General features: G+C 66.4%; 39 protein-coding genes. 1 reads left to right on the top strand and 38 read right to left on the bottom strand.

The genetic code is table 11. From position 1 onward, the window contains the following. Positions 1–35 precede the first annotated feature (35 nt). The 3 genes from rpsI to ACIDOF_RS14635 form a co-directional block, all read right to left on the bottom strand. Positions 36–551 carry a 30S ribosomal protein S9 gene (gene rpsI, locus ACIDOF_RS14645; protein WP_409006262.1) on the bottom strand — a complete coding sequence of 172 codons (516 nt, stop codon included), beginning with the start codon at positions 549–551 and terminating at the stop codon, positions 36–38. Between the two features lie 46 nt (positions 552–597). Further along, on the bottom strand, positions 598–1,041 hold the full coding sequence (gene rplM, locus ACIDOF_RS14640) for a 50S ribosomal protein L13 (RefSeq protein WP_409006261.1): 444 nt from the start codon (positions 1,039–1,041) through the stop codon (positions 598–600). A 206-nt stretch (positions 1,042–1,247) separates the two neighbouring features. Continuing rightward, a complete protein-coding gene (locus ACIDOF_RS14635) occupies positions 1,248–2,456 on the bottom strand; it encodes a glycosyltransferase 87 family protein (protein ID WP_409006260.1) in 1,209 nt (402 codons plus the stop codon). An 86-nt stretch (positions 2,457–2,542) separates the two neighbouring features. On the opposite strand from ACIDOF_RS14635, the gene ACIDOF_RS14630 reads away from it, so the two are divergent. Next, entirely contained in the window at positions 2,543–3,400 is an 858-nt protein-coding gene (locus ACIDOF_RS14630; protein WP_409006259.1) for a hypothetical protein, read from the top strand. Here ACIDOF_RS14630 and truA read toward each other — a convergent pair. The 35 genes from truA to rpsL all read right to left on the bottom strand — a co-directional run bounded on the left by truA (position 3,377) and on the right by rpsL (position 25,413). After that, positions 3,377–4,252: a tRNA pseudouridine(38-40) synthase TruA gene (truA, locus tag ACIDOF_RS14625; RefSeq protein ID WP_409006258.1), complete on the bottom strand. Its 876-nt coding sequence runs from the start codon at positions 4,250–4,252 to the stop codon at positions 3,377–3,379. The two genes, ACIDOF_RS14630 and truA, sit on opposite strands and share 24 nt — an antisense overlap. 84 nt (positions 4,253–4,336) lie before the next feature. Further along, complete coding sequence (gene rplQ, locus ACIDOF_RS14620; RefSeq protein ID WP_409006257.1) at positions 4,337–4,783, bottom strand: 50S ribosomal protein L17; 447 nt, start codon at positions 4,781–4,783, stop codon at positions 4,337–4,339. A gap of 164 nt (positions 4,784–4,947) precedes the next feature. Then, positions 4,948–5,970 carry a DNA-directed RNA polymerase subunit alpha gene (locus ACIDOF_RS14615; RefSeq protein ID WP_003966937.1) on the bottom strand — a complete coding sequence of 341 codons (1,023 nt, stop codon included), beginning with the start codon at positions 5,968–5,970 and terminating at the stop codon, positions 4,948–4,950. A 121-nt stretch (positions 5,971–6,091) separates the two neighbouring features. Beyond that, the gene (rpsK, locus tag ACIDOF_RS14610) at positions 6,092–6,496 is read right to left on the bottom strand and encodes a 30S ribosomal protein S11 (protein ID WP_003948617.1); all 405 of its coding nucleotides are present in this window, start codon (positions 6,494–6,496) and stop codon (positions 6,092–6,094) included. A 64-nt stretch (positions 6,497–6,560) separates the two neighbouring features. Then, entirely contained in the window at positions 6,561–6,941 is a 381-nt protein-coding gene (gene rpsM, locus ACIDOF_RS14605; protein ID WP_409006256.1) for a 30S ribosomal protein S13, read from the bottom strand. A 196-nt stretch (positions 6,942–7,137) separates the two neighbouring features. Continuing rightward, positions 7,138–7,251, bottom strand: coding sequence for a 50S ribosomal protein L36 (gene rpmJ, locus ACIDOF_RS14600; RefSeq protein ID WP_003948619.1), 114 nt, complete (start codon positions 7,249–7,251; stop codon positions 7,138–7,140). 60 nt (positions 7,252–7,311) lie between these two features. Continuing rightward, entirely contained in the window at positions 7,312–7,533 is a 222-nt protein-coding gene (gene infA, locus ACIDOF_RS14595) for a translation initiation factor IF-1 (RefSeq protein ID WP_003948620.1), read from the bottom strand. A gap of 174 nt (positions 7,534–7,707) precedes the next feature. After that, the gene (gene map, locus ACIDOF_RS14590; RefSeq protein WP_409006255.1) at positions 7,708–8,544 is read right to left on the bottom strand and encodes a type I methionyl aminopeptidase; all 837 of its coding nucleotides are present in this window, start codon (positions 8,542–8,544) and stop codon (positions 7,708–7,710) included. A gap of 125 nt (positions 8,545–8,669) precedes the next feature. Further along, positions 8,670–9,323, bottom strand: a complete 654-nt coding sequence (locus ACIDOF_RS14585; protein WP_409006254.1) for an adenylate kinase — start codon at positions 9,321–9,323, stop codon at positions 8,670–8,672. Then, a complete protein-coding gene (gene secY, locus ACIDOF_RS14580) occupies positions 9,323–10,642 on the bottom strand; it encodes a preprotein translocase subunit SecY (RefSeq protein WP_409006253.1) in 1,320 nt (439 codons plus the stop codon). The genes ACIDOF_RS14585 and secY overlap by 1 nt, the downstream gene beginning before the upstream one ends. A gap of 235 nt (positions 10,643–10,877) precedes the next feature. Further along, positions 10,878–11,333, bottom strand: coding sequence for a 50S ribosomal protein L15 (rplO, locus tag ACIDOF_RS14575; protein WP_409006252.1), 456 nt, complete (start codon positions 11,331–11,333; stop codon positions 10,878–10,880). A 1-nt stretch (position 11,334) separates the two neighbouring features. After that, complete coding sequence (gene rpmD, locus ACIDOF_RS14570) at positions 11,335–11,517, bottom strand: 50S ribosomal protein L30 (RefSeq protein WP_345596905.1); 183 nt, start codon at positions 11,515–11,517, stop codon at positions 11,335–11,337. Further along, positions 11,517–12,122 (bottom strand): 30S ribosomal protein S5, encoded by a 606-nt coding sequence (gene rpsE / locus ACIDOF_RS14565; RefSeq protein ID WP_030788249.1) that lies wholly within the window; start codon positions 12,120–12,122, stop codon positions 11,517–11,519. Before rpsE ends, rpmD begins: the two co-directional genes overlap by 1 nt. Before the next feature lie 41 nt (positions 12,123–12,163). Further along, positions 12,164–12,547 (bottom strand): 50S ribosomal protein L18, encoded by a 384-nt coding sequence (rplR, locus tag ACIDOF_RS14560; RefSeq protein WP_409006251.1) that lies wholly within the window; start codon positions 12,545–12,547, stop codon positions 12,164–12,166. 3 nt (positions 12,548–12,550) lie between these two features. Continuing rightward, positions 12,551–13,090 carry a 50S ribosomal protein L6 gene (gene rplF, locus ACIDOF_RS14555; RefSeq protein WP_409006250.1) on the bottom strand — a complete coding sequence of 180 codons (540 nt, stop codon included), beginning with the start codon at positions 13,088–13,090 and terminating at the stop codon, positions 12,551–12,553. A gap of 24 nt (positions 13,091–13,114) precedes the next feature. Beyond that, positions 13,115–13,513 carry a 30S ribosomal protein S8 gene (gene rpsH, locus ACIDOF_RS14550; protein WP_282511156.1) on the bottom strand — a complete coding sequence of 133 codons (399 nt, stop codon included), beginning with the start codon at positions 13,511–13,513 and terminating at the stop codon, positions 13,115–13,117. A gap of 210 nt (positions 13,514–13,723) precedes the next feature. Next, on the bottom strand, positions 13,724–13,909 hold the full coding sequence (locus tag ACIDOF_RS14545) for a type Z 30S ribosomal protein S14 (protein WP_003948630.1): 186 nt from the start codon (positions 13,907–13,909) through the stop codon (positions 13,724–13,726). Positions 13,910–13,914: 5 nt separating this feature from the next. Beyond that, complete coding sequence (rplE, locus tag ACIDOF_RS14540) at positions 13,915–14,472, bottom strand: 50S ribosomal protein L5 (RefSeq protein ID WP_079308657.1); 558 nt, start codon at positions 14,470–14,472, stop codon at positions 13,915–13,917. Beyond that, on the bottom strand, positions 14,472–14,795 hold the full coding sequence (rplX, locus tag ACIDOF_RS14535) for a 50S ribosomal protein L24 (protein ID WP_018543913.1): 324 nt from the start codon (positions 14,793–14,795) through the stop codon (positions 14,472–14,474). Before rplX ends, rplE begins: the two co-directional genes overlap by 1 nt. 2 nt (positions 14,796–14,797) lie before the next feature. Further along, positions 14,798–15,166: a 50S ribosomal protein L14 gene (gene rplN / locus ACIDOF_RS14530; protein ID WP_409006249.1), complete on the bottom strand. Its 369-nt coding sequence runs from the start codon at positions 15,164–15,166 to the stop codon at positions 14,798–14,800. A 99-nt stretch (positions 15,167–15,265) separates the two neighbouring features. Then, positions 15,266–15,550, bottom strand: a complete 285-nt coding sequence (gene rpsQ, locus ACIDOF_RS14525) for a 30S ribosomal protein S17 (RefSeq protein WP_282546404.1) — start codon at positions 15,548–15,550, stop codon at positions 15,266–15,268. Then, positions 15,550–15,774: a 50S ribosomal protein L29 gene (gene rpmC / locus ACIDOF_RS14520; protein ID WP_030759371.1), complete on the bottom strand. Its 225-nt coding sequence runs from the start codon at positions 15,772–15,774 to the stop codon at positions 15,550–15,552. Before rpmC ends, rpsQ begins: the two co-directional genes overlap by 1 nt. Continuing rightward, positions 15,774–16,193 (bottom strand): 50S ribosomal protein L16, encoded by a 420-nt coding sequence (gene rplP / locus ACIDOF_RS14515; RefSeq protein WP_282535570.1) that lies wholly within the window; start codon positions 16,191–16,193, stop codon positions 15,774–15,776. The genes rpmC and rplP overlap by 1 nt, the downstream gene beginning before the upstream one ends. 5 nt (positions 16,194–16,198) lie before the next feature. Continuing rightward, positions 16,199–17,026, bottom strand: coding sequence for a 30S ribosomal protein S3 (gene rpsC / locus ACIDOF_RS14510; protein WP_409006248.1), 828 nt, complete (start codon positions 17,024–17,026; stop codon positions 16,199–16,201). Next, positions 17,026–17,373 carry a 50S ribosomal protein L22 gene (rplV, locus tag ACIDOF_RS14505; protein WP_030685471.1) on the bottom strand — a complete coding sequence of 116 codons (348 nt, stop codon included), beginning with the start codon at positions 17,371–17,373 and terminating at the stop codon, positions 17,026–17,028. Before rplV ends, rpsC begins: the two co-directional genes overlap by 1 nt. Before the next feature lie 44 nt (positions 17,374–17,417). Then, a complete protein-coding gene (gene rpsS, locus ACIDOF_RS14500) occupies positions 17,418–17,699 on the bottom strand; it encodes a 30S ribosomal protein S19 (protein WP_409006247.1) in 282 nt (93 codons plus the stop codon). Positions 17,700–17,711: 12 nt separating this feature from the next. Continuing rightward, the gene (gene rplB / locus ACIDOF_RS14495) at positions 17,712–18,548 is read right to left on the bottom strand and encodes a 50S ribosomal protein L2 (protein WP_282546407.1); all 837 of its coding nucleotides are present in this window, start codon (positions 18,546–18,548) and stop codon (positions 17,712–17,714) included. 38 nt (positions 18,549–18,586) lie between these two features. Next, positions 18,587–18,907, bottom strand: a complete 321-nt coding sequence (rplW, locus tag ACIDOF_RS14490) for a 50S ribosomal protein L23 (RefSeq protein WP_409006246.1) — start codon at positions 18,905–18,907, stop codon at positions 18,587–18,589. Next, positions 18,907–19,557 (bottom strand): 50S ribosomal protein L4, encoded by a 651-nt coding sequence (rplD, locus tag ACIDOF_RS14485; protein ID WP_409006245.1) that lies wholly within the window; start codon positions 19,555–19,557, stop codon positions 18,907–18,909. The genes rplW and rplD overlap by 1 nt, the downstream gene beginning before the upstream one ends. Positions 19,558–19,565: 8 nt before the next feature. Next, complete coding sequence (gene rplC / locus ACIDOF_RS14480) at positions 19,566–20,210, bottom strand: 50S ribosomal protein L3 (RefSeq protein ID WP_409006244.1); 645 nt, start codon at positions 20,208–20,210, stop codon at positions 19,566–19,568. Positions 20,211–20,227: 17 nt separating this feature from the next. After that, positions 20,228–20,536, bottom strand: coding sequence for a 30S ribosomal protein S10 (gene rpsJ / locus ACIDOF_RS14475; RefSeq protein WP_003948644.1), 309 nt, complete (start codon positions 20,534–20,536; stop codon positions 20,228–20,230). A 519-nt stretch (positions 20,537–21,055) separates the two neighbouring features. Continuing rightward, the gene (tuf, locus tag ACIDOF_RS14470; protein ID WP_409006243.1) at positions 21,056–22,249 is read right to left on the bottom strand and encodes an elongation factor Tu; all 1,194 of its coding nucleotides are present in this window, start codon (positions 22,247–22,249) and stop codon (positions 21,056–21,058) included. 153 nt (positions 22,250–22,402) lie between these two features. Then, complete coding sequence (gene fusA / locus ACIDOF_RS14465) at positions 22,403–24,529, bottom strand: elongation factor G (protein ID WP_409006242.1); 2,127 nt, start codon at positions 24,527–24,529, stop codon at positions 22,403–22,405. Between the two features lie 39 nt (positions 24,530–24,568). Further along, positions 24,569–25,039, bottom strand: a complete 471-nt coding sequence (rpsG, locus tag ACIDOF_RS14460; RefSeq protein ID WP_003948651.1) for a 30S ribosomal protein S7 — start codon at positions 25,037–25,039, stop codon at positions 24,569–24,571. 2 nt (positions 25,040–25,041) lie between these two features. Beyond that, positions 25,042–25,413: a 30S ribosomal protein S12 gene (rpsL, locus tag ACIDOF_RS14455; RefSeq protein ID WP_007265893.1), complete on the bottom strand. Its 372-nt coding sequence runs from the start codon at positions 25,411–25,413 to the stop codon at positions 25,042–25,044. Positions 25,414–25,656 lie beyond the last annotated feature (243 nt).

Here is a 25,656-nt window from a genome sequence, read left to right as displayed (position 1 = left end):
GCCGGGGCGTTCGAGATGCAGTGTGCAGGCAGCGATTAGCGCTTGCTGTACTGCGGGGCCTTACGGGCCTTCTTGAGACCGGCCTTCTTGCGCTCGACCGCACGGTCGTCACGCTTCAGGTAACCGGCCTTCTTCAGGGCGCCGCGGTTGTTCTCCACGTCGGCCTCGTTCAGGGCGCGGGCGACACCGAGACGGAGCGCACCGGCCTGACCGGAGACGCCGCCACCCGCGATACGGGCGATGACGTCGTAACGGCCGTCCAGCTCGAGCACCTTGAAGGGCTCGTTGACTTCCTGCTGGTGGACCTTGTTCGGGAAGTAGTCCTCGAGCGTGCGCCCGTTGACCTTCCACTTGCCGGTGCCCGGGACGATCCGGACGCGGGCGATGGCGTTCTTGCGACGGCCCAGGCCGGCAGCCGGCTGCGGGTCGCCGAAGCGCGCGGCGTTGGACTCCGAGGTGTACTCGCCCTCGACGGGCGCGTCCGACTCGGTCGTGTACTGCTCGGGGGTCTCGATGTCCTCGAGCGGCTGCTCAGCGGTGGTCTCGGCCACGATTCTCCTCAGATCTTTCTTTACGTCTTAGGGGCTGTGGCCGGAATTACTGCGCGACCTGGGTGATCTCGAACGGCACCGGCTGCTGGGCAGCGTGCGGGTGCTGGTCGCCCGAGTAGATCTTCAGCTTCGAGAGCATCTGACGACCCAGGGAGTTCTTGGGGATCATGCCCTTGACGGCCTTCTCGACGGCCTTCTCAGGGTTCTTCTCGAGGAGCTCGTCGTAACGCACGGAGCGCAGACCACCCGGGTAGCCGGAGTGGCGGTACGCCATCTTCTGGGTCTTCTTGTTGCCGGACAGGTGGACCTTGTCGGCGTTGATGATGATGACGAAGTCGCCCATGTCCATGTGCGGGGCATAGGTCGGCTTGTGCTTGCCCCGGAGGAGGTTCGCTGCCGTAGTCGCCAGACGGCCCAGGACGATGTCCTGCGCGTCGATGATGTGCCACTGGCGAGTGACATCGCCGGGCTTGGGGCTGTACGTACGCACGGTCGTAGCCTTCGCTTCTTCTGTGGTTGGGTCCTGTCAAGGCCACCACGGACGATCACGACAGCCATGACCGCACTTCGGTGACGCATTCCGAGTGCTGGTCGCTGGTCATCGGCCCGGTGGACCGGCGTAACGACTGCCCCGTGAGATTGGGCAAGCCAGTACGCATAACGAACTGGCAGAATACCCGCGCTGCCCCGGACGGGTCAAAACGCAGGCCTGGAGACCGGCACCGCCGACTCCCCCGCTGGACGCGGATCTGCCGTATCCACCGTAACCGACGCCCGGCGCGCACAGCGCACGGCCGCCGTGACGGCCAGCAGGCACAGCGTCACCGCGTCCTTGAAGGCCCGCCGCTCCCCCGACTCCAGCCACGGCCACACGAACCCCGGCACCTGCGGGACCAGGGCCAGCCAGAACCACGGCGACCGCGCAGGCGCCCCCGCGACGACCACCCCGGCGAGCAGGAGCGGGACGACGACGAGCAGGTAGTGGTCGTACGACGGCCGTGAGACCAGAAACGCCGACAGCATCAGCAGGACCGCGACCTCCGCGAGCCGAGCGGGCCCGCCGTCCCCGCACCGCCACCGCCGCCAGGCGCACCACACCCCGCCGCCAGCCCCCGCGAGCCCGACCGCGGAGGCCACCGCCTGCGGCACCCCGAGCCGCGGCAGCACGGCCGCGGGCGAGGCCTCGTAGAGCCGTACGAAGGCGTCGTCGCCGGAGAGGAGGAAGGGCAGGGTCCGGGTGAAGAACCCGGCCGGGTCCGGCATCGCGAGCGCGGCCAGCACGGAGGCGACGGCGGGCACGAGGACGGTCACGGCCAGGGCACGCCCCCGCCGGGCCAGGACGAACAGCAGCAGCACCGGCACCAGCAGCGGCTTCACGGCGACCGCCGCACCGACCACCGCCCCCGCGCCCGTCCAGCGCCCGCGGTGCGCGAGGAGCAGCGCGAGCGGCAGCGCCGCGGCCGAGACGACGGTCCAGTTGCCGAGCTGCACCAGGTGCCCGAACGGCGCGAACCCGAGGGCGAGCCCGCCGAGCCCGAGCACCGCGAACCGGCTGCGCCACGGAATCCCGTACAGCCGCAGCGCGCTCGCCCAGCCGACGAGCAGCGCGCCGACGACGACGGCCGGGGCGAGGTACCGCAACACCCCTGCGGGGACGAGGACTTCGGGCACGGCGGCGAGCACGGCGCTCGGCAGATAGAGAAAGTGCGGGTCGGCGTACGGCGATCCCCCATCGAGCCACACCCGCGCGGCCCGCACCACGATCGCGTTGTCCATCCCCCCGCCCCCGGCCGCCCGCCCGACCCGCACGACCATCCCCGCGAGCACGCCCCCGACGGCCACCCACGCCTGCCAGGGAGCAGCCCGCCAAAACCACACCAGAACACCTGATTTGACCGCATACATGCAGCTGAGGCTAGGTCGCGAAGCCCACATCACCCCTGCATAACGCGCGCCCCAACCAGGACCGCTCAGCCCTTAGGATGCGGGCCATGAGCTTTGGGCAAGGGGGGCCGCAGTGGAGCCCCGGCGCACCGCAGGAACCGCAGTCGTCGCAGGCGCCCGACTGGGCTGCGCTGGCGGAGGCCTCTGAGGCCCGCAACAAGCGCAAGAAGTGGCTGATGATCGGCGGCGGCGCGCTGGCGACCGCCGTCATCGCCGGGATCGTCGCGACCGCCGTGGTCTCCGCCAACAGCAAGAACGAGGCGAAGAACCCGGAGGAGCTGCCCGCCTCCGAGGAGATCCCGAACAGCACCTCCTCGGCCGGGCCGACCTTCGCCGAGACGAAGGCGCCCCCGCTGCCCGAGCCGAAGGAGTTCATCTCCGACGCGAAGAAGGACAAGGCGCCGCTGTCCGTCGACTCGCTGTTCCCCGGCACGAAGTTCACCAAGGGCTCCGCGGTCTACAAGAAGGGCGCCACGGCCTCCACCAAGCAGTGCGCGGACGCCACCCAGGGCAAGCTCGGCGCGGTCCTGAACGCCAACGACTGCGAGCGCCTGCTGCGCGTCACGTACTCGCGCGGCGGCGTCGCGGTGACCGTCGGCGTCGCCGTCTTCGAGAACGAGAAGCTGGCCAAGAGCGCCAAGGACCAGGCGGACAAGAACGGCAACGTCATGTCCCTGCCCGGCAAGGGCGTCCCGTCCTTCTGCCGCACGTCGGTCTGCTTCACGACCATCAACTCGTACGGCCGCTACGGCTACTTCACCACCGCCGGCTTCACCGACGGCAAGGCCGTCACGGAGAAGGACGAGAACGTCTTCGCCGTCGCCAAGGATCTGCAGGGCCTCGCGTTCCAGCAGATCCACAAGCGCGGCGAGATGCAGGCCTCAGCAGCAGCCGGTCTCGGCTAGCCCGCCGGAACTCCCGGGCAGCGAACGCTTGTTGCGCGCCTCGCGGTTGCGCGCGGCGAGCAACTCGTCGGCCGGGTAGCCGACTTCCTCCAGGGTCAGGCCGTGCGGTCGTACGACGTGCACGGCCGAGTCCCGCACCCGCGCGGCGAGCACCTTGCCCGGCCAGTCGGTGTCCCGGTGCCCGTCGCCGACGAACAGCAGCGCGCCGATCAGCGAGCGCACCATGTTGTGGCAGAACGCGTCGGCCCGCACGGTCGCGGTGATGATCCCGTCGTCCCCGCGCACCAGGCTCAGCTCCTGCAGCGTGCGGATGGTCGTCGCGCCCTCGCGCCGCTTGCAGTACGCGGCGAAGTCGTGCTCGCCGAGCAGCTGCCGGGCCGCGGTGTTCATGGCGTCGACGTCCAACTCCCAGTCGTGCCACAGCACATGGCCCCGCAGCAGCGGGTCGACCCCGCCGGGGTGGTCGGTCACGCGGTAGGCGTAGCGCCGCCAGATCGCGGAGAACCGCGCGTTGAACCCGGCCGGCGCCTCCTCGGCCTTCCACACCCGCACATCGTGCGGCAGCCGGCCGGCGAGCCGCCGCAGCAGCTTCTCCCGGTGCTCGGCCCACAGCTCCTCGGGCAGGTCGACGTGCGCCACCTGCCCGCGCGCGTGCACCCCGGAGTCGGTACGGCCGGCGACGGTCAGCTCGAAGGTCTCCTTCGACCGCGTCACCGTACGCAGCGCGTCCTCGATCTCGCCCTGAACGGTCCGCTGCCCCTCCCGCTGCTTGGCCCAGCCGGAGAAGTCCCTGCCGTCGTACGACAGGTCGAGCCGTACGCGGACGAACCCGTCGGCCACTTCATCACTCACGCAGAACTCCCTCTCTCACCCCAAGCGAAAGCGGGCCCACCCCCACAGGGGCGGACCCGCTCAAGAAACCGGAACCGAATCGGCTCAGGCCTCCGTGGACTCCGCAGCCTCGGCGTCCTTGGCGGCACGCTTCGTGGCGGCCTCGGCCTCACCGGTGGCCTCCTGGGCCACGGTCAGGGCCTCGACCAGCTCGATGACGGCCATGGGCGCGTTGTCGCCACGGCGGTTACCGATCTTGGTGATGCGGGTGTAGCCACCGGGGCGGTTCTCGTACCGCGGGCCGATCTCGGCGAAGAGCGTGTGGACGACGCTCTTGTCCGTGATGGTCTGCAGCACCTGGCGACGGTTGTGGATGTCGCCCTTCTTCGCCTTGGTGATCAGGCGCTCCGCGACCGGACGCAGACGACGCGCCTTGGCCTCGGTGGTGGTGATGCGGCCGTGCTCGAAGAGGGCCTTGGCGAGGTTCGCCAGAAGCAGCTTCTCGTGCGCGGCGCTGCCGCCGAAACGGGCTCCCTTGGTGGGACGCGGCATGGTTCTTCTCCTAGGTGTCTGCCCCGGCCGTATCAGGTACCGGAGTCAGTGTCCGAGCGAGCAGGTTTGCCCGTCGGAGACCCGGGCCCCGTGAGGGGCGCGGGGAACTGCGCGACCAGCCACAGCGGGCCGGCAGCCGAAAGCGGACCGTCGGTCCCGAGCCCTCAGTACTGCTCGGTCTCCACGAAGCCCGCGTCCGCGTCGTCGTCCGCGCCGAACGCGTCCGCCGCAGCGGTGGGGTCGAAGCCGGGAGGCGAGTCCTTGAGCGCCAGGCCCATACCCGCCAGCTTCGCCTTGACCTCGTCGATCGACTTCGCACCGAAGTTGCGGATGTCGAGCAGGTCGGCCTCGGAGCGCGCAACGAGCTCACCCACGGAGTGGATGCCCTCACGCTTGAGGCAGTTGTACGAGCGGACCGTGAGCTCGAGCTCCTCGATCGGCAGCGCCAGGTCGGCGGCCAGGGCGGCGTCCGTCGGGGACGGGCCCATGTCGATGCCCTCGGCGTCGATGTTCAGCTCGCGGGCGAGACCGAACAGCTCGACCAGGGTCTTGCCGGCGGACGCCATGGCGTCACGCGGGCGCATGGCCTGCTTGGTCTCGACGTCGACGATCAGCTTGTCGAAGTCGGTGCGCTGCTCGACACGCGTGGCCTCGACCTTGTACGTGACCTTCAGCACCGGCGAGTAGATCGAGTCGACCGGGATACGGCCGATCTCCTGGCCCACCTGCTTGTTCTGCACGGCGGAGACGTAGCCGCGACCGCGCTCGACGGTCAGCTCCATCTCCAGCTTGCCCTTGCCGTTGAGCGTGGCGAGGACGAGGTCGGGGTTGTGCACCTCGACACCGGCCGGGGGCGCGATGTCGGCGGCGGTGACCAGACCCGGGCCCTGCTTGCGCAGGTACATCACGACCGGCTCGTCGTGCTCCGAGGAGACGACCAGCTGCTTGATGTTGAGGATCAGGTCGGTGACGTCCTCCTTGACGCCCGGCACGGTGGTGAACTCGTGCAGGACACCGTCGATGCGGATGGACGTGACCGCCGCACCCGGAATCGAGGAGAGGAGCGTGCGGCGGAGGGAGTTGCCAAGGGTGTAACCGAAGCCCGGCTCCAGCGGCTCGATGACGAACCGGGAGCGGAACTCGTCGACGACCTCTTCGGTCAACGAGGGACGCTGAGCAATCAGCATGTTGCGAATCCTTCAGTCAGGGGCGCCCGCTATTTGACGCCCGACTAGTACTGCAAGGGTACGGGCGGCACGACCCGAAGGAGCCGTACCGCCCGAAATCCTCAAGCGAGAACGCGAAGCGTCAGACGCGACGACGCTTCGGCGGACGGCAGCCGTTGTGCGGGGTCGGCGTGACGTCCTGGATGGAGCCGACCTCGAGGCCGGTCGCCTGGAGGGAGCGGATGGCGGTCTCGCGACCGGAACCCGGGCCCTTCACGAAGACGTCGACCTTGCGCATGCCGTGCTCCTGGGCGCGACGGGCAGCCGACTCGGCGGCCATCTGCGCGGCGAACGGCGTGGACTTGCGGGAGCCCTTGAAGCCGACGTGGCCGGCGGAGGCCCACGAGATCACGTTGCCGGTCGGGTCCGTGATGGACACGATCGTGTTGTTGAACGTGCTCTTGATGTGCGCGTGGCCGTGAGCGACGTTCTTCTTTTCCTTGCGGCGCACCTTCTTGGCAGCGCCCTGACGACCCTTGGGGGGCATCTCTTACTCCTACGGGAGGTGGTCGGTCCTACAGCGAAGACCGCTGACTAGCGTCCGCTGCGGACTACTTCTTGCCCGGCTTCTTCTTACCGGCGATGGCGCGACGCGGGCCCTTGCGGGTGCGAGCGTTGGTGCTGGTGCGCTGACCGTGCACGGGCAGGCCACGACGGTGACGCAGACCCTGGTAGCAGCCGATCTCGACCTTGCGGCGGATGTCGGCCTGAACCTCACGACGGAGGTCACCCTCGGTCTTGATGTTGTTGTCCACGTACTCGCGGATCTTGACCAGGTCCTCTTCGGCCAGGTCACGAACGCGGGTGTTCGGGTTCACGCCGGTGGCGGCCAGCGTCTGCTGGGAGAGCGTCCGGCCAATGCCGAACACGTAGGTGAGGGCGACCTCCACGCGCTTTTCGCGCGGGATGTCAACACCGGAAACGCGTGCCATTTAATGGCTCCAGTTGATTATTCGGAGGTCTTCCACAGGGCCGCTCCCGCCCGCCGTCCGCCCCGAGGGGCTTCGGTACGAACCGGGTCCCCGGCCTCCGACCGGGGGTGTCGCCCTCCATCACTGAAGAGAGGCGGGTCCTGCGTATGTACGTATCGCTATGCGTCGCGCGAAGATCTGCGGATGCAGACCTGCGTCAGCCCTGGCGCTGCTTGTGGCGCGGGTTGTCGCAGATGATCATGACTCGGCCGTGACGGCGAATCACCCTGCACTTGTCGCAGATCTTCTTGACGCTCGGCTTGACCTTCATTGGGTGAGGTTCTCCGGGTCAGGTGCCACCACCCCGCGAGGAGCGGGATGCAGGCAAGATCTACTTGTACCGGTAGACGATCCGGCCACGCGTCAGGTCGTACGGAGACAGCTCCACCACGACCCGGTCGTCAGGGAGGATGCGGATGTAGTGCATGCGCATCTTGCCGCTGATGTGTGCCAGGACCTGGTGGCCGTTCTGGAGCTCGACCTTGAACATGGCGTTCGGCAGAGACTCGACGACAGTGCCCTCGATCTCGATGGCACCTTGCTTCTTGGCCACGCTTTGCCCTTCGAATCGACTACCTTGATCGACTTCCTCGCTCCGCCCGTCTGACCTGCACTGAGGCAAGCAGGCATGCGGATACACGAGAGCCGACGAGTCAGTCTACGTCAGAGCACTCGGAAAGACGAATCCAGTGAGAATGCCCCGAACGAGAGATCCTTAAGCGGACCGCTACGCCAACGGGTCCGGAGCCGTCGTGATCCCGTACTCCGCGAGCTTCGCCTTGCCGCCGTCCGGCGCCGTCAGGACCAGCGGGCCCTGCTCGGTCAGCGCGATCGAGTGCTCCCAGTGCGAGGACCAGGTGCCGTCGGTCGTGACCACCGTCCAGTCGTCCGACAGCACGTTGGTGCGCGGTGTGCCGAGGCTCACCATCGGCTCGATCGCGAGGCACATGCCGGGGACCAGCTTCGGGCCGCGGCCGCGCCGGCGCTCCACGTAGTTCAGGACGTGCGGGTCCATGTGCATCTGCGAGCCGATGCCGTGGCCGCCGTAGTCCTCGATGATCCCGTACTTGCCGGTGGCCGGGCGGGGCTGGCGGCGGATGTACGACTCGACGGCCTTGGAGATGTCGACCAGGCGGTTGCCCAGCTTCATCGCCGCGAGGCCGGCCCACATGGACTCCTCGGTGACCCGCGACAGCTCGATCAGTTCGGGCGCGTGCCCGGAACCGACGAACGCCGTGTACGCCGCGTCGCCGTGCCAGCCGTCGACGATCGCGCCGCAGTCGATCGAGATGATGTCGCCGCTCTCCAGGACGACGTCCTCGCTCGGGATGCCGTGGACCACGACCTCGTTCTTCGAGGTGCAGATCGTGGCCGGAAAACCGCCGTAGCCAAGGAAGTTGGACTTCGCGCCGTGCTCGTCGAGCACCTTCCGGGCCACGTCGTCCAGGTCCTTCGTGGTGGCGCCCGGGACGGCCGCCTCACGGGTGGCCGCGTGGATGGCGGCGACGACAAGCCCCGCCTCACGCATCTTCGCGATCTGCTCGGGAGTCTTGATCTCCACCATGACCTGCTGTGCCTTCCGCCGCTGTTCTCGGTACTACCGCTGGATCTCAACAGTACGGCCGCGGGGACCAATCGGTCACCGCGGCCGTACTTCCTGCATGCTGCTGTGTGGTTGTGCCGCTCGTACTAGGCGGACTTCTGCAGCGCCGCCATCGCCCGCTCCGTCACGTCGGCGACCTCGCCGAGCGCGGAGATGGTGACCACCAGGCCCTGGGCGCGGTAGTGGTCGATGATCGGCTCGGTCTCGCGGTGGTAGACCTCGAGACGCTTGCGTACGGTCTCTTCCTTGTCGTCACCGCGCTGGTACAGCTCGCCGCCGCAGACGTCGCAGACGCCCTCGGTCTTCGGCTGCTTGTACTCGACGTGGAACACGTGCGCCGAGTCGTTGCGGCAGATGCGGCGGCCCGCGATGCGCTTGACCACCTCGTCCTCGGAGACCTCGAGGTCCAGGACCGCGTCCAGCTTCACACCGTCGTCCTTGAGCGCCTTGTCGAGCGCCTCGGCCTGGGACACGTTGCGCGGGAAGCCGTCGAGCAGGAAGCCGTTCTCGGCGTCCGGCTGCTCCATGCGGTCCTTGGCCATGCCGATGGTGACCTCGTCCGGAACCAGGTTGCCGGCGTCCATGTAGGACTTGGCCAGCTTGCCCAGCTCCGTCTGCTGGCTGATGTTGGCGCGGAACAGGTCGCCCGTGGAGATGTGCGGGATCGACAGGTTCTTGGCGAGGAACGCGGCCTGCGTTCCCTTGCCCGCACCGGGCGGTCCGACGAGGACGATACGCATCAGCGGAGGAACCCTTCGTAATTACGCTGCTGGAGCTGGCTCTCGATCTGCTTCACGGTCTCCAGACCCACACCCACGATGATCAGGATGCTCGTCCCGCCGAACGGGAAGTTCTGGTTCGCCCCGAAGCCCGCCAACGCCATCGTCGGCACGAGAGCGATAAGGCCCAAGTACAGCGACCCCGGCCAGGTGATCCGGTTGAGCACGTAGCTCAGGTACTCAGCAGTGGGTCGGCCAGCCCGGATGCCCGGGATGAAGCCACCATACTTCTTCATGTTGTCCGCGACTTCCTCGGGGTTGAACGAGATAGCCACGTAGAAGAAGGCGAAAAAGACGATCAGGAGGAAGTAAAGCGTGATGTGTACCGGAGCGTCCGTTGGCTCCAGGTTGTTCCGGATCCACTGGGCCCAACCGGCCTGAGAATTGCCGGAGAACTGCACGATCAGCGCCGGGATGTAGAGCAGCGACGACGCGAAGATGACGGGAATCACACCCGCCTGGTTCACCTTCAGCGGGATGTACGTCGACGTGCCGCCGTAGGAACGACGGCCGATCATGCGCTTCGCGTACTGCACCGGGATGCGGCGCTGGGCCTGCTCGACGAAGACGACCAGGGCGACCATCGCGAGGCCGACCAGGATCACGGTGCCGAACTCGATCCAGCCGCCCGCGAGGTCGCCCTGCTGCTTGATGGCCCACAGGGCGCCGGGGAAGCCGGCGGCGATCGAGATGAACATGAGGATCGACATGCCGTTGCCGATGCCGCGGTCGGTGACGAGCTCACCGAGCCACATCACGACGGCCGTGCCGGCGGTCATCACGATGACCATGGTGATCGTCACGAAGATCGACTGGTCCGGAACGATCTCGCTGGCGACCGGGCACCCCTGGAACAGGGCGCCGCTGCGGGCGGTGGCGACGAGGCCGGTGCCCTGCAGCACGGCGAGGGCGACCGTCAGATAACGCGTGTACTGCGTGATCTTGGCCTGCCCCGACTGCCCTTCCTTCTTCAGCGCTTCCAGACGCGGGATCACCACGGTCAGCAGCTGGAGGATGATGCTTGCCGTGATGTACGGCATGATGCCCAACGCGAAAATGGTGATCTGCAGAAGCGCGCCGCCACTGAACATGTTGACCAGGGACAGCAGCCCCTGCTGGCTCTGATTGGCCTGGTCCATGCAGATCTGAACGTTGGCGTAGCTGACGCCCGGAATCGGGATGTGCGCACCGATCCGGTAGATCACGATCATGCCGAGTGTGAAGAGCAGCTTCTTGCGCAGGTCGGGCGTTTTGAACGCCCGGGCGAACGCGGTGAGCACGGTGCCTCCTGCGACCCCCGCGCTACTGCGTCAGAGGTGACGGTCTTGAGGATCGACAAATACGTATCTGGGCAACGACCGCACGGTTCCGCGTAAGCAGACCGCACGGAAAGTAGCAAGTGCACGCCACCTTACCGGCGTACGTGCCCCCCTTGGAACGACCAACCGGGGATGCCCCTTTTGTGAGGCATCCCCGGTGGGATCGTTCAAGTCATCGAGACCTCGTCGGAGTTACTCAGACGAGCTCGGTGACGGTACCGCCCGCGGCGGTGATCTTCTCCTTGGCGGAGCCGGAGACGGCGTCGACCGTCACCTGCAGCGCCACGGAGACCTCGCCCTGGCCCAGGACCTTGACGAGGCTGTTCTTGCGAACGGCACCCTTGGCCACGAGGCCCTCGACGGTGACCTCTCCACCCTCGGGGTAGAGCGCGGCCAGCTTGTCGAGGTTCACGACCTGGTACTCGGTCTTGAACGGGTTCTTGAAGCCCTTCAGCTTCGGGAGGCGCATGTGGAGCGGCATCTGGCCACCCTCGAAGCGCTCCGGAACCTGGTAACGGGCCTTCGTGCCCTTGGTACCACGACCGGCCGTCTTACCCTTCGACGCCTCACCACGACCGACACGGGTCTTGGCGGTCTTGGCGCCCGGGGCGGGACGGAGGTTGTGGACCTTCAGCGGGTTCTGCTCCGCCATGTCAGTCGACCTCCTCGACCGTCACGAGGTGGCGGACGGTCTGCACCATGCCGCGGAACTCGGGGCGGTCCTCCTTGACGACCTGCGTGTTGATGCCCTTGAGACCAAGGGTGCGCAGGGTGTCACGGTGGTTCTGCTTGCTGCCGATGTACGACTTAACCTGCGTGATCTTGAGCTGAGCCATTACGCACCAGCCCCGGCACGCGCACGCAGCAGAGCCGCGGGGGCGACGTCCTCGAGCGGCAGACCACGGCGAGCCGCGATCTCCTCGGGACGCTGCAGACCCTTCAGGGCCTCCACGGTCGCGTGCACGATGTTGATCGCGTTGTCGGAGCCGAGCGACTTCGACAGGATGTCGTGAACGCCGGCGCACTCGAGCACGGCACGCACCGGGCCACCGGCGATAACACCGGTACCGGGGGAAGCCGGCTTGAGCAGGACGACGCCCGCAGCCTTCTCACCCTGGATCGGGTGCGGGATGGTGCCCTGGATACGGGGGACCTTGAAGAAGTGCTTCTTGGCCTCCTCAACACCCTTGGCGATGGCGGCCGGCACCTCCTTGGCCTTGCCGTAACCGACACCCACGGTGCCGTCACCGTCGCCCACCACGACCAGCGCGGTGAAGCTGAAGCGACGACCACCCTTCACAACCTTGGCGACGCGGTTGATCGCGACAACGCGCTCAACGTACGCGGTCTTCTCGGCGGCAGCAGCGCCACCGTCGCGACCCTTCCGGTCCCGCCGCTCGCCGCCACCGGCACCGCCACCGCGGCGCTGGGGTCCAGCCATTGGAATTACCTCTCTCTGTTTCCGCTAGCTACGGAACCGGCTCAGAACTTCAGGCCGGCTTCGCGGGCGGCGTCCGCCAGGGCGGCGATGCGCCCGGCGTACTGGTTACCACCACGGTCGAACACGACGGTCTCGACACCGGCGGCCTTGGCGCGCTCGGCGACCAGGGCGCCGACGGACTTGGCCTGCGCGGACTTGTCGCCCTCGCCACCGCGGATCGAAGCGTCCAGGGTCGAGGCCGACGCGAGGGTGTGACCCTTCACGTCGTCGATGACCTGGGCGACGATGTTGCGGTTCGAGCGGGTGACGACCAGGCGCGGACGCTCCGCCGTACCGGAGATGTTCTTCCGGATACGGATGTGGCGACGCTTGATGGCAGCACGCTTGTAGGCGTCGCCCTTCAGAATCTTCTGCCCGTATGCCATGGCTTACTTACCCGCCTTTCCGACCTTGCGGCGGATGACTTCGCCCTCGTACTTGACGCCCTTGGCCTTGTACGGGTCGGGCTTGCGCAGCTTGCGGATGTTGGCCGCAACCTCGCCGACCTTCTGCTTGTCGATGCCCTCGACCGAGAACTTGGTCGGCGACTCGACCTTGAACGAGATGCCCTCGGGCGCCTCGATCAGGATCGGGTGGCTGTAGCCGAGCGAGAACTCCAGGTTGGAGCCCTTCGCCAGGACGCGGTAACCGACACCGCTGATCTCGAGCTTCTTCACGTAACCCTGGGTCACGCCGGTGATCATGTTCGCCACCAGCGTGCGGGACAGGCCGTGCAGGGCCTTGTTCTGACGCTCGTCGTTGGGGCGGGTGACGTTCAGGACGCCGTCCTCACCCTTGGCGATCTCGATCGGCGACACGACGGTGTGGGTCAGGGTGCCCTTGGGACCCTTCACCTGGACCGTCTGGCCGTCGATGGTGACGTCCACGCCGGCGGGAACCGTGATGGGGAGCTTGCCAATACGCGACATAGCTGTTTCCTCCGTTCCCTTCCGTTACCAGACGTAGGCGAGAACTTCTCCGCCTACGCCCTTCTTGCCGGCCTGCTTGTCGGTGAGGAGCCCGTGGGAGGTGGAGATGATCGCCACACCCAGGCCGCCCAGGACCTTCGGCAGGTTGGTGGACTTCGCGTAAACCCGGAGACCGGGCTTGGAGATCCGCTTGATGCCCGCGATGGAGCGCTCACGGTTCGGGCCGAACTTCAGCTCGAGAACGAGGTTCTTGCCGACCTCGGCGTCCTCGACCTTCCAGCCCGTGATGAAGCCCTCCTGCTGGAGGATCTCCGCGATGTGCGACTTGATCTTGGAGTGCGGCATCGACACCTGGTCGTGGTATGCCGAGTTCGCGTTCCGCAGACGCGTAAGCATGTCTGCGATCGGATCAGTCATGGTCATGAATTGGCCTTCGGCCTCTCTCGCCGGGGTTTCCTGTATGCGCCATCCCTCTCCCCACTCAGAGGCAGGACGGGTGCGGCGCGGGGACCTACGGCGTAGTAAGTCGGTCAGGGCGGCAGACGCCCAACCCACACAGCCTAAGCCATGCGGGGAAGGGCGATCTGCCGACCCTTTGCTTACCGAGAGATCCGGCTAATCCCAACTAGGGGATTACCAGGAGCTCTTGGTCACGCCCGGCAGCTCGCCACGGTGAGCCATCTCACGGAGGCACACGCGGCACAGGCCGAACTTGCGGTACACGGAGTGCGGGCGGCCGCAGCGCTGGCAGCGGGTGTAGCCACGCACACCGAACTTGGGCTTACGAGCAGCCTTGGCAATCAGAGCCTTCTTCGCCATCTCGCTCACGCCTCCTTGAACGGGAAGCCGAGGTGACGCAGAAGGGCACGGCCCTCGTCGTCGTTGGTCGCCGTGGTGACCACGGTGATGTCCATACCCCGGACGCGGTCGATCTTGTCCTGGTCGATCTCGTGGAACATGACCTGCTCGGTGAGACCGAAGGTGTAGTTGCCACGGCCGTCGAACTGCTTGGGGGACAGGCCGCGGAAGTCGCGGATGCGCGGCAGCGCGAGCGACAGGGTGCGGTCCAGGAACTCCCACATGCGGTCGCCACGGAGCGTGACGTGGGCACCGATCGGCTGACCCTCACGCAGCTTGAACTGCGCGATGGACTTGCGGGCCTTGGTGACGGCCGGCTTCTGACCGGTGATCGTGGTGAGGTCGCGGATGGCGCCCTCGATCAGCTTGGAGTCGCGGGCGGCGTCGCCCACACCCATGTTGACCACGATCTTCACGAGGCCGGGAACCTGCATGACGTTCTCGTACTTGAACTCGTCACGCAGCTTGCCCGCGATCTCCTCGCGGTACTTCGTCTTCAGACGCGGAGTGGTGGTGGTAGCCATCAGATGTCCTCACCCGTCCGCTTGGCAACGCGGATCTTGTTGCCCTCGTCGTCGAAGCGGTAACCGACGCGCGTGACGACCTTGTTGCCGTCCTTCTCAACGACCAGCTGGACGTTGGAGACGTGGATCGGCGCCTCGGTCGTGACGATGCCACCGGCCTGCGAGCCGGAGGCCGTGGGGCCGGCCTTGGTGTGCTTCTTGACCCGGTTGACACCCTCGACCAGGACGCGCTCGTCGCGCGGGTAAGCGGCAATGACCTTGCCCTGCTTGCCCTTGTCCTTGCCGGTGATGACCTGGACCAGGTCGCCCTTCTTGATCTTCATGCTTACAGCACCTCCGGCGCGAGCGAGATGATCTTCATGAACTTCTTCTCGCGCAGCTCACGGCCGACGGGGCCGAAGATACGGGTGCCGCGAGGGTCGCCGTCGTTCTTCAGAATGACGGCGGCGTTCTCGTCGAAGCGGATGTACGAGCCGTCCGGACGGCGGCGCTCCTTGACGGTGCGAACGATGACCGCCTTGACGACGTCACCCTTCTTCACGTTGCCACCGGGGATCGCGTCCTTGACGGTGGCGACGATGACGTCACCGATGCCCGCGTAGCGGCGACCCGAGCCACCGAGAACACGGATGGTGAGAATTTCCTTCGCACCCGTGTTGTCGGCGACCTTGAGCCGCGACTCCTGCTGGATCACGTCTATCTCCTGATTGTCTGCCGGTTCCCCCGGGGCAGTTCAGCGAACTGCCCCGGGAGCCTGGCGGAACGAACTCCGAGGGGGATGCCCCTCGGAGAATTACTTGGCCTTCTCGAGGATCTCGACGACGCGCCAGCGCTTCGTCGCGGACAGCGGCCGGGTCTCCATGAGGAGGACGCGGTCGCCGACACCCGCGGCGTTCTGCTCGTCGTGTGCCTTGAGCTTGTTCGTACGGCGGATGACCTTGCCGTACAGCGCGTGCTTGACGCGGTCCTCGACAGCGACGACGACGGTCTTGTCCATCTTGTCGCTGACGACCAGACCCTCACGGGTCTTGCGGAAGCCGCGGGCGGCAGTCTCTTCAGTCACGTTCTTCTCGCTCATCAGGCGTTCTCCACCGTCTCGATGCCGAGCTCACGCTCACGCATGAGGGTGTAGATCCGGGCGATGTCCTTGCGGACGGCCTTGAGCCGGCCGTGGTTCTCGAGCTGTCCCGTCGCCGCCTGGAAGCGGAGGTTGAACAGCTCTTCCTTGGCCTCGCGAAGCTTGGCGACAAGCTCCTCGTTGCCCAGCTCGCGCAGCTCGGACGCCTTGGTTCCGGCCGACATCACACTTCACCTGCCTCGCGCTTGACGATCCTGCACTTCATCGGCAGCTTGTGCGCCGCACGAGTCAGCGCCTCGCGCGCGATCTTCTCGTTGGGGTACGACAGCTCGAACATCACGCGTCCGGGCTTGACGTTGGCGACCCACCACTCCGGCGAACCCTTACCGGAACCCATGCGGGTCTCGGCAGGCTTCTTGGTGAGGGGGCGGTCCGGGTAGATGTTGATCCAGACCTTGCCGCCACGCTTGATGTGACGCGTCATGGCGATACGAGCGGCCTCGATCTGACGGTTCGTCACATACGCCGGGGTGAGCGCCTGGATGCCGTACTCGCCGAACGCAACCTGCGTGCCACCCTTGGACATACCGCTGCGCTTCGGGTGGTGCTGCTTGCGGTGCTTGACCCTACGGGGGATCAGCATTTCGGTCAGGCCTCCGTTCCGGTGCTCTCAGCCGGAGCAGCGGCGGCAGCCTCGGCCTTGGGGGCCTCGGCGGCGGGAGCCTGCTGCTGCGGCTTGCGGCCGCGACCGCCACGCTCGCCACCACGGCCACGGGCCGGGCGGTCGTTGCCACCACGGGCCGGGCGGTTGCCGGCGCGGGCAGCGGCGTTCTCGGCGCGGACCTCGGCGATGTTCTTGACGTCGCCCTTGTAGATCCAGACCTTCACGCCGATGCGGCCGAAGGTCGTCTTGGCCTCGAAGAAGCCGTAGTCGACGTTCGCGCGGAGCGTGTGCAGGGGCACACGGCCCTCGCGGTAGAACTCCGAGCGCGACATCTCGGCACCGCCGAGACGTCCGCCGCACTGGATCTTGATGCCCTTGGCACCAGCCTTCATCGCCGACTGCATGCTCTTGCGCATGGCGCGACGGAAGGAGACGCGGGAGGACAGCTGCTCGGCAACGGCCTGGGCCACGAGCTGAGCGTCGGTCTCGGGGTTCTTGACCTCGAGGATGTTCAGCTGGACCTGCTTGCCCGTGAGCTTCTCGAGGTCACCGCGGATGCGGTCGGCCTCGGCGCCACGGCGGCCGATGACGATGCCGGGACGGGCGGTGTGGATGTCCACACGCACGCGGTCACGGGTGCGCTCGATCTCCACCTTCGAGATGCCGGCGCGCTCCATGCCGGACGTCATCATCCGACGGATGGCGACGTCTTCCTTGACGTAGTCCTTGTACAGCTTGTCGGCGTACCAACGCGACTTGAAGTCGGTCGTGACACCGAGCCGGAACCCGTGCGGGTTTACCTTCTGGCCCATTACCGGGTTCCTTCCTTGCTGCTGACGACCACGGTGATGTGGCTGGTCCGCTTGCGGATCCGGTAGGCACGGCCCTGGGCACGCGGACGGAACCGCTTCAGGGTCGGGCCCTCGTCGACGTACGCCTCGCTGATGTACAGCGAGGAGGCGTCCGTGTGGTCGTAGTTGTGCGCGGCGTTGGCGATGGCGCTGTCAAGCACCTTGCCCACCGGCACAGACGCGGCCTGCGGGGCGAAACGCAGGACCGCCTGGGCCTCCGTGGCATCCATGCCACGGATGAGGTCCACCACACGGCGGGCCTTCATGGGCGTGACGCGGATGTACCGCGCCTGGGCCCTGGCTTCCATGGTTGTCCCTTCGGTGTTCTTCATCAGTCTTTGCACCCGCCTCGTCAGCGACGCTTCGACTTGCGGTCGTCCTTGACGTGGCCGCGGAAGGTGCGGGTCGGCGCAAACTCGCCGAGCTTGTGGCCGACCATCGACTCGGTGACGAACACCGGGATGTGGGTCTTGCCGTTGTGCACCGCGAGCGTGTGGCCGAGCATGGCCGGCACGATCATGGAGCGTCGGGACCAGGTCTTGATGACGTTCTTGGTGCCGGCTTCGTTCTGGGCGTCCACCTTCTTGATCAGGTGGTCGTCGACGAAGGGCCCCTTCTTCAGGCTACGAGGCATCTCAACCCGTCCTTAGCGCTTCTTGTTCGTCTTGCGGCGGCGGACGATGTACTTGTTCGACGCCTTCTTGGGCGAACGAGTACGGCCTTCCTTCTTGCCCCAGGGCGAGACCGGGTGACGACCACCGGAGGTCTTGCCCTCACCACCACCGTGCGGGTGGTCAACCGGGTTCATCACGACACCGCGAACGGTGGGACGGACGCCCAGCCAGCGCTTACGGCCGGCCTTACCCCAGTTGATGTTCGACTGCTCGGCGTTGCCGACCTCGCCGATGGTGGCGCGGCAGCGGACGTCGACCAGACGGATCTCTCCGGACGGCATGCGGAGGTGGGCCATCGAGCCCTCCTTCGCGAGCAGCTGCACGGAGGCACCCGCGGAGCGGGCGAACTTCGCGCCACCACCGGGACGGAGCTCGATCGCGTGGATCGTGGTACCGACCGGGATGTTGCGGAGCGCCAGGTTGTTACCGGGCTTGATGTCGGCGCCGGGGCCGTTCTCGATCCGGTCGCCCTGGTTCAGGCCACGCGGAGCGATGATGTAGCGCTTCTCGCCGTCTGCGTAGTGCAGCAGCGCGATGCGCGCGGTGCGGTTCGGGTCGTACTCGATGTGCGCGACCTTCGCCGGCACGCCGTCCTTGTCGTGACGACGGAAGTCGATCACGCGGTAGGCGCGCTTGTGGCCACCGCCCTGGTGACGGACGGTCACACGACCGGAATTGTTACGGCCGCCCTTGCTGTGCAGGGGGCGGACCAGCGACTTCTCCGGCGTGGACCGCGTGATCTCGACGAAGTCGGCGACGGAGGAGCCACGGCGGCCCGGCGTCGTCGGCTTGTACTTGCGGATTCCCATTTCTCAGTCCTCGTCCGATATCGGACCAGGGCGCTCCGTTAGGAGGCCTGGCCGAAGATGTCGATACGGTCGCCCTCGGCGAGGGTCACGATGGCGCGCTTGGTGTTGGCGCGCTTGCCGAAACCGGTGCGGGTGCGCTTGCGCTTGCCCTGCCGGTTGATCGTGTTGACCCCGGTGACCTTGACCGAGAAGACCGCCTCGACGGCCTGCTTGATCTGGGTCTTGTTGGCACGCGGGTCGACGATGAACGTGTACTTGTTCTCGTCGAGGAGGGCGTAGCTCTTCTCCGAAACAACCGGCTTGACGAGAACGTCGCGCGGGTCGGTGAAGGTCTTGCTGGTGACGACGGCCTCAGTCATCAGGCCTCGCTCCCTTCGGTCTCAGCGGCCTTGGGGCCAGCGACGAAGGAGTCGAAGGCGGCCTTGGTGAAGACCACGTCGTCCGAGACGAGCACGTCGTACGTGTTCAGCTGGCCCGGCTCCAGGATGTGCACCTGGGGCAGGTTGCGAGCCGACAGCAGGGCCTTCTCGTCCTCACGGGTGACGACCAGGAGCACGTTCTTGCGCTCGCTGACCTTGCCCAGCAGGGACTTGGCGGCCTTGGTGGAGACGTCGCCCGCCACCACGTCGGACACGACGTGGATGCGGTTGTGACGGGCCCGGTCGGTGAGGGCACCGCGCAGGGCGGCGGCCTTCATCTTCTTCGGGGTCCGCTGCGAGTAGTCACGCGGCACGGGGCCGTGGACAACGCCACCGCCGGCGAACTGCGGCGCACGGGTCGAACCCTGGCGCGCGCGGCCGGTGCCCTTCTGGCGGTAAGGCTTCTTGCCACCGCCACGGACTTCGCCGCGGGTCTTGGTCTTGTGCGTGCCCTGACGGGCCGCGGCCAGCTGCGCGACGACGACCTGGTGGATCAGCGGAACGCTGACCTTGGCGTCGAAGATCTCCGCGGGGAGCTCGACGCTACCGGCCTTGTCGCCAGCGGGCGAAAGGATGTCAATGGTGCTCATCGGTTACCTCAGGCCCCCTTGGCCGCGGTACGGACCAGGACGAGGCCGCCGTTCGGACCAGGAACCGCGCCCTTGATGAGCAGCAGACCCTTCTCCGCGTCAACGGCGTGGACGGTCAGGTTCTGGGTGGTGACCCGCTCGTTGCCCATGCGACCGGCCATCCGCATGCCCTTGAAGACACGACCGGGGGTGGCGCAGCCACCGATGGAACCGGGCATACGGTGCACACGGTGGGCACCGTGGGAGGACTTGCCGCCCTTGAAGTTGTGACGCTTCATGACACCGGCGAAGCCCTTGCCCTTGGTCTTGCCCGTGACGTCGACCTTGACGCCGGACTCGAACACATCGGCAGTGATCTCCTGGCCGAGCGTGTACTCGCTGGCGTCGGAGGTGCGGAGCTCCACCAGGTGGCGGCGCGGGGTCACGTCGGCCTTGGCGAAGTGGCCCTTGAGGGGCTTGTTCACCTTGCGCGGGTCGATCTCGCCGAAGGCGATCTGGACCGACTCGTAGCCGTCAGTGTCGTTCGTACGGACCTGGGTCACGACGTTCGGGCCGGCCTTGACGACGGTGACCGGGACAACGCGGTTGTTGTCGTCCCAGACCTGCGTCATGCCGAGCTTCTCGCCCAGGATGCCCTTGATCTGCTTAGCCATTCTCAGATCACCGGCCCTCAGAGCTTGATCTCGATGTCGACACCGGCCGGGAGGTCGAGTCGCATCAGGGAGTCAACGGTCTTGGGCGTCGGGTCGAGAATGTCGATCAGGCGCTTGTGCGTGCGCATCTCGAAGTGCTCGCGCGAGTCCTTGTACTTGTGCGGCGACTTGATGACGCAGTACACGTTCTTCTCAGTGGGCAGCGGCACCGGGCCCGCGACCGACGCACCAGTGCGGGTCACCGTCTCGACGATCTTCTTCGCCGAGCTGTCGATGACCTCGTGGTCGTAGGCCTTGAGCCGGATGCGGATCTTCTGTCCCGCCATGGCTACTGTGTAGTCCTTTGTCTCGTAACGCTCTGGAACCCGGCAGACCTTGCACTCTTCTCCGACCCACGCGGTCGGGCGTGTCGCAACCTCGCTGACACGGATCTCCCTAAGGATTTCCCTGCTAGGGGGTGCGGGCCCGAGGACCGCGGCCGAGGAAAGAAATTCCACCGGGTGCCTGGCCGAGGCACCCCGCTGACGCTTCCCGGAAGATTCCCGTACGTCCGCCTCAGCGCTGCCCGTAGGCAGTTGGGGCGACGAGTACTGTGGGACTCGCTTCCGGTCCTCCCGGCGGGAGGCGCGCAGCATCGGCACTCAACCGAGCAACCTGGACAGTGTGCCATATGGGTCGCACCGGGCGCCAATCGGGGCCCGGAAGCGTACCCCTCAAGGGGGTCTTGTCAAACCCGGCACCCCGCCGAACAGTTGAAGAACGGCCGAAGCCCCCGCACACCAACTGGCGTGCGGGGGCTTCGACTTGAGCTGTAGCTCCAGGGAGCTACCAGGTCAGAGCATCAATTACTTGATGATCTTGGTGACCTGGCCGGCGCCCACGGTCCGGCCACCCTCACGGATGGCGAACTTCAGGCCCTCCTCCATGGCGACGGGCTGGATGAGCTGAACCTTCATCTCAGTGTTGTCGCCGGGCATGACCATCTCGGTGCCCTCGGGGAGCTCCACAACACCGGTCACGTCAGTCGTACGGAAGTAGAACTGCGGACGGTAGTTGTTGAAGAACGGCGTGTGGCGGCCACCCTCGTCCTTGGACAGGATGTAGGCCTGGGCCTCGAACTCGGTGTGCGGGGTGACCGAGCCCGGCTTGATGATGACCTGGCCGCGCTCGACGTCCTCGCGCTTGATGCCGCGGAGGAGCAGACCGACGTTCTCACCGGCCTGGCCCTCGTCGAGGAGCTTCCGGAACATCTCGATGCCGGTGACCGTGGTGGTGGTCTTCTCCTGCTTGATGCCGATGATGTCGACGGTCTCGTTGACCTTCAGGACACCACGCTCGATACGGCCGGTGACGACCGTACCGCGACCGGTGATCGTGAAGACGTCCTCGATCGGCATGAGGAACGGCTTGTCGACGTCGCGCTCCGGCTCCGGAATCGCGGTGTCGACGGCGTTCATGAGCTCGAGGACGGAGTTGCCCCACTCCTTGTCGCCCTCGAGGGCCTTCAGAGCCGAGACCTTGACGACCGGAACGTCGTCGCCCGGGAACTCGTACTCGGAGAGGAGCTCACGGACCTCGAGCTCGACGAGCTCCAGGATCTCCTCGTCGTCCACCATGTCGGCCTTGTTCAGGGCGACCACGATGTACGGAACGCCGACCTGGCGGGCCAGGAGCACGTGCTCCTTGGTCTGCGGCATCGGGCCGTCGGTGGCGGCGACCACGAGGATGGCGCCGTCCATCTGCGCGGCACCCGTGATCATGTTCTTGATGTAGTCCGCGTGACCCGGGCAGTCGACGTGGGCGTAGTGACGCGCCTCGGTCTGGTACTCGACGTGCGCGATGGAGATGGTGATACCGCGCTGGCGCTCCTCAGGAGCCTTGTCGATCTGGTCGAAGGCCGAGGCCTCGTTCAGGTCCGGGTACGCGTCGTGCAGCACCTTGGTAATGGCGGCCGTGAGGGTCGTCTTACCGTGGTCAATGTGACCGATGGTGCCGATGTTGACGTGCGGCTTAGTCCGCTCGAACTTCGCCTTCGCCACTGGGTCCTCCTGTGGAGTGGTTCTGGTACGCCTTACTCATCGGCGCCAGGTGATCTTTGCTGGGATGCCGGGGCCCGGGGCACTCCGTCACGGAATCGGACGGAATGCCCCAGCAGGCTCCGGTGACAAGCCTAAAGCGTGAACTCGGGTGAGTTACTCGCCCTTGGCCTTCGCGATGATCTCCTCGGCGACGTTCCGGGGAACCTCGGCGTAGGAGTCGAACTGCATCGAGTAGCTTGCGCGACCCGAGGTCTTGCTGCGGAGGTCTCCGACGTAGCCGAACATCTCCGAAAGCGGCACGAGGCCCTTCACGACGCGGGCGCCGGCGCGGTCCTCCATGGCCTGGATGTTGCCACGGCGGGAGTTGATGTCGCCGATGACCTCACCCATGTAGTCCTCGGGCGTGGTGACCTCGACGGCCATCATCGGCTCGAGCAGCACAGGGCTGGCCTTGCGCGCGGCCTCCTTGAAGGCCTGCGAACCGGCGATCTTGAACGCCAGCTCGGAGGAGTCGACCTCGTGGTAGGCACCGTCGATGAGCGTGACGCGGACGCCCGTCATCTCGTAGCCCGCCAGGATGCCGAACTGCATGGCCTCCTGCGCACCCGCGTCCACCGAGGGGATGTACTCCTTGGGGATGCGGCCACCGGTGACCTTGTTGACGAACTCGTACGACGAGTCGCCGCCCTCGATGGGCTCGATCGCGATCTGGACCTTCGCGAACTGACCGGTACCACCGGTCTGCTTCTTGTGCGTGAAGTCCACGCGCTCGACGGCCTTGCGGATCGTCTCGCGGTACGCGACCTGCGGCTTGCCGACGTTGGCCTCGACCTTGAACTCCCGCTTCATGCGGTCGACCAGGACGTCGAGGTGGAGCTCGCCCATACCACCGATGATGGTCTGGCCGGTCTCCTCGTCCGAGTGCACCTGGAAGGAGGGGTCCTCCTCCGCGAGACGCTGGATGGCGACACCCAGCTTCTCCTGGTCACCCTTGGACTTGGGCTCGATGGCGACCTGGATCACCGGCGCCGGGAAGTCCATGGACTCCAGGATGACCGGGTTCTTGTCGTCGCACAGCGTCTCACCGGTGGTGGTCTGCTTCAGGCCCATGACGGCGACGATGTCGCCGGCGCCCACCGAGTCGATCTCCTCACGCTTGTTCGCGTGCATGCGGTAGATCTTGCCGATGCGCTCCTTCTTGCCCTTGACGGAGTTCAGCACCGCGGTGCCGGCCTCCAGGCGACCCGAGTAGACCCGGATGAAGGTGAGCTTGCCGAGGTGCGGGTCGCTCGCGATCTTGAACGCGAGGGCGGCCAGCGGCTCGGAGTCGGACGGCTTGCGAGCGATGACCTTCTCGGCGTCCTTGGGGTCCTGGCCCTCGATGGCCTCGACGTCCAGGGGCGACGGCAGGTAACGCACGACGGCGTCGAGCAGGGGCTGAACGCCCTTGTTCTTGAACGCGGTGCCGCAGAACACGGGGGTGACGGTCGTGCCGCCGCCCTTGCCGGAGGCGATGGTGATGCGGCGGATGGCCGCGTACAGCTGCTCCACGGTGGGCTCGGTGCCCTCCAGGTACAGCTCCATCATCTCTTCGTCGTTCTCGGCGACGGTCTCGAGGAGCTTGCCGCGCCACTCGTCGGCGGCCTCGGTGTGCGTGGCCGGGATGTCGATGGTGTCGTAGGCCTCGCCCTTGGCGGCCTCGGCCGACCAGACGTACGCCTTCATCGTCACCAGGTCGACGACGCCCTTGAAGTCCGCCTCAGCGCCGATGGGCAGCTGCATGACGATCGGGGTCGCACCCAGGCGGTCGACGATCATGTCGACGCAGCGGTGGAACTCGGCACCCGTGCGGTCGAGCTTGTTGACGAAGCAGATGCGCGGCACGCCGTAGCGGTCCGCCTGACGCCAGACAGTCTCGGACTGGGGCTCGACACCGGCGACACCGTCGAACACCGTCACGGCACCGTCCAGGACGCGCAGCGAACGCTCCACCTCGACGGTGAAGTCGACGTGCCCGGGGGTGTCGATGATGTTGATGGTGTGGTCGACGTTCTCGAGCGGCCAGTGACAGGTGGTGGCAGCGGAGGTGATGGTGATACCACGCTCCTGCTCCTGCTCCATCCAGTCCATCGTGGCAGCGCCGTCGTGGACCTCACCGATCTTGTACGAAACACCGGTGTAGAACAGGATCCGCTCGGTGGTCGTCGTCTTGCCCGCGTCGATGTGGGCCATGATGCCGATGTTGCGCACCTTGGCCAGGTCAAGCGAAGTGGTAGCCATAAGGCTTCAGTCTTCTCTCGGTCTCGATGTGGGTTGCGACTACCAGCGGTAGTGCGCGAAGGCCTTGTTGGACTCGGCCATCTTGTGCGTGTCCTCGCGCTTCTTCACGGCAGCGCCGAGGCCGTTGGAGGCGTCGAGCAGCTCGTTCATCAGACGCTCGGTCATCGTCTTCTCGCGACGAGCGCGCGAGTAGCCGACGAGCCAGCGGAGGGCGAGGGTGTTGGCGCGGCCGGGCTTGACCTCGATCGGCACCTGGTAGGTCGCACCACCGACACGGCGGGACTTGACCTCGAGGGTGGGCTTGATGTTCTCAAGCGCACGCTTCAGGGTGATGATCGGGTCGTTGCCCGTCTTCTCACGCAGGCCCTCCATGGCGCCGTACACAATGCGTTCGGCGGTGGAGCGCTTGCCGTTCAGCAGCACCTTGTTGATGAGCGACGTCACCAGAGGAGAACCGTAGACCGGGTCGATGATGACCGGGCGCTTCGGGGCGGGGCCCTTACGAGGCATTCTTACTTCTCCTTCTTGGCGCCGTAGCGGCTGCGGGCCTGCTTGCGGTTCTTGACCGCCTGGGTGTCGAGCGCACCACGGATGATCTTGTAGCGAACACCCGGCAGGTCCTTCACACGACCGCCACGCACGAGCACGATGGAGTGCTCCTGCAGGTTGTGCCCCTCACCCGGGATGTAGGCCGTGACCTCGATGCCCGAGGTCAGACGCACACGCGCGACCTTCCGCAGCGCCGAGTTCGGCTTCTTGGGGGTGGTGGTGAACACACGCGTGCAGACGCCACGACGCTGAGGCGAAGCCTCAAGAGCCGGCGTCTTCGTCTTTTCGACCTTGTCCTGCCGGCCCTTACGGACCAGCTGCTGGATCGTAGGCACTACTTCTCCGGTTTCTGTGTGCCGTATGAGTAAAGCTAACCTGGAACTTTGCCGACCCACGCGGTCGGGTGTGTCGAATCCCGCAGACTCCTGCCTTACGGCGAGAGGGGCACGGATTGCGGTGTGACCTTGATCGAAACTCACCGCGCGGACATCGGCACGCGCGGGAGCCCAGGCACACCCCAGGCACAAGGTCTGAGCGTACCTACCTCACGGAGCTGGGTCAAAACAAATGCGATGGCG

Source organism: Streptomyces sp. Da 82-17 (assembly GCF_046098215.1).
In the GTDB taxonomy this organism is placed as follows: Bacteria; Actinomycetota; Actinomycetes; order Streptomycetales; family Streptomycetaceae; genus Streptomyces.
Note: the sequence above shows the minus strand (reverse complement) of the source record. Positions and strands in the feature narration are given on the sequence as shown.

Bases quoted from the DNA above. Each gene is read 5' to 3' on its own strand.
- ACIDOF_RS14585 (WP_409006254.1), bottom strand. From the start codon at position 9,323: ATGCGTATCGTCCTCGTCGGACCGCCCGGTGCGGGCAAGGGAACGCAG.
- rplF (WP_409006250.1), bottom strand. From the start codon at position 13,090: ATGTCGCGTATTGGCAAGCTCCCCATCACGGTTCCCGCCGGCGTGGAC.
- rpsH (WP_282511156.1), bottom strand. From the start codon at position 13,513: ATGACCATGACTGATCCGATCGCAGACATGCTTACGCGTCTGCGGAAC.
- rplE (WP_079308657.1), bottom strand. From the start codon at position 14,472: ATGGCTACCACCACCACTCCGCGTCTGAAGACGAAGTACCGCGAGGAG.
- rplB (WP_282546407.1), bottom strand. From the start codon at position 18,548: ATGGGAATCCGCAAGTACAAGCCGACGACGCCGGGCCGCCGTGGCTCC.
- rpsJ (WP_003948644.1), bottom strand. From the start codon at position 20,536: ATGGCGGGACAGAAGATCCGCATCCGGCTCAAGGCCTACGACCACGAG.
- rplC (WP_409006244.1), bottom strand. From the start codon at position 20,210: ATGGCTAAGCAGATCAAGGGCATCCTGGGCGAGAAGCTCGGCATGACG.
- rplO (WP_409006252.1), bottom strand. From the start codon at position 11,333: ATGGCGGAGCAGAACCCGCTGAAGGTCCACAACCTCCGTCCCGCCCCG.
- rplR (WP_409006251.1), bottom strand. From the start codon at position 12,547: ATGGCATACGGGCAGAAGATTCTGAAGGGCGACGCCTACAAGCGTGCT.
- rplW (WP_409006246.1), bottom strand. From the start codon at position 18,907: ATGACTGAGGCCGTCGTCACCAGCAAGACCTTCACCGACCCGCGCGAC.
- rpsS (WP_409006247.1), bottom strand. From the start codon at position 17,699: ATGCCTCGTAGCCTGAAGAAGGGGCCCTTCGTCGACGACCACCTGATC.
- map (WP_409006255.1), bottom strand. From the start codon at position 8,544: ATGGTGGAGATCAAGACTCCCGAGCAGATCGCGAAGATGCGTGAGGCG.
- rplX (WP_018543913.1), bottom strand. From the start codon at position 14,795: ATGAAGATCAAGAAGGGCGACCTGGTCCAGGTCATCACCGGCAAGGAC.
- rpmJ (WP_003948619.1), bottom strand. From the start codon at position 7,251: ATGAAGGTCAAGCCGAGCGTCAAGAAGATCTGCGACAAGTGCAGGGTG.
- ACIDOF_RS14545 (WP_003948630.1), bottom strand. From the start codon at position 13,909: ATGGCGAAGAAGGCTCTGATTGCCAAGGCTGCTCGTAAGCCCAAGTTC.
- rplD (WP_409006245.1), bottom strand. From the start codon at position 19,557: ATGAGCACCATTGACATCCTTTCGCCCGCTGGCGACAAGGCCGGTAGC.
- ACIDOF_RS14615 (WP_003966937.1), bottom strand. From the start codon at position 5,970: ATGCTGATTGCTCAGCGTCCCTCGTTGACCGAAGAGGTCGTCGACGAG.
- ACIDOF_RS14635 (WP_409006260.1), bottom strand. From the start codon at position 2,456: ATGTATGCGGTCAAATCAGGTGTTCTGGTGTGGTTTTGGCGGGCTGCT.
- rpsE (WP_030788249.1), bottom strand. From the start codon at position 12,122: ATGGCTGGACCCCAGCGCCGCGGTGGCGGTGCCGGTGGCGGCGAGCGG.
- rplQ (WP_409006257.1), bottom strand. From the start codon at position 4,783: ATGCCGCGTCCCACCAAGGGAGCCCGTTTCGGCGGCAGCGCCGCGCAC.
- rpsC (WP_409006248.1), bottom strand. From the start codon at position 17,026: ATGGGCCAGAAGGTAAACCCGCACGGGTTCCGGCTCGGTGTCACGACC.
- rpsG (WP_003948651.1), bottom strand. From the start codon at position 25,039: ATGCCTCGTAAGGGCCCCGCCCCGAAGCGCCCGGTCATCATCGACCCG.
- rplV (WP_030685471.1), bottom strand. From the start codon at position 17,373: ATGGAAGCCAGGGCCCAGGCGCGGTACATCCGCGTCACGCCCATGAAG.
- rpmD (WP_345596905.1), bottom strand. From the start codon at position 11,517: ATGGCTCAGCTCAAGATCACGCAGGTTAAGTCGTACATCGGCAGCAAG.
- rpsQ (WP_282546404.1), bottom strand. From the start codon at position 15,550: ATGAGCGAGAAGAACGTGACTGAAGAGACTGCCGCCCGCGGCTTCCGC.
- fusA (WP_409006242.1), bottom strand. From the start codon at position 24,529: ATGGCTACCACTTCGCTTGACCTGGCCAAGGTGCGCAACATCGGCATC.
- rpsM (WP_409006256.1), bottom strand. From the start codon at position 6,941: ATGGCACGCGTTTCCGGTGTTGACATCCCGCGCGAAAAGCGCGTGGAG.
- rpsK (WP_003948617.1), bottom strand. From the start codon at position 6,496: ATGCCCCCCAAGGGTCGTCAGGGCGCTGCCAAGAAGGTGCGCCGCAAG.
- ACIDOF_RS14630 (WP_409006259.1), top strand. From the start codon at position 2,543: ATGAGCTTTGGGCAAGGGGGGCCGCAGTGGAGCCCCGGCGCACCGCAG.
- rplP (WP_282535570.1), bottom strand. From the start codon at position 16,193: ATGCTGATCCCCCGTAGGGTCAAGCACCGCAAGCAGCACCACCCGAAG.
- rpmC (WP_030759371.1), bottom strand. From the start codon at position 15,774: ATGTCGGCCGGAACCAAGGCGTCCGAGCTGCGCGAGCTGGGCAACGAG.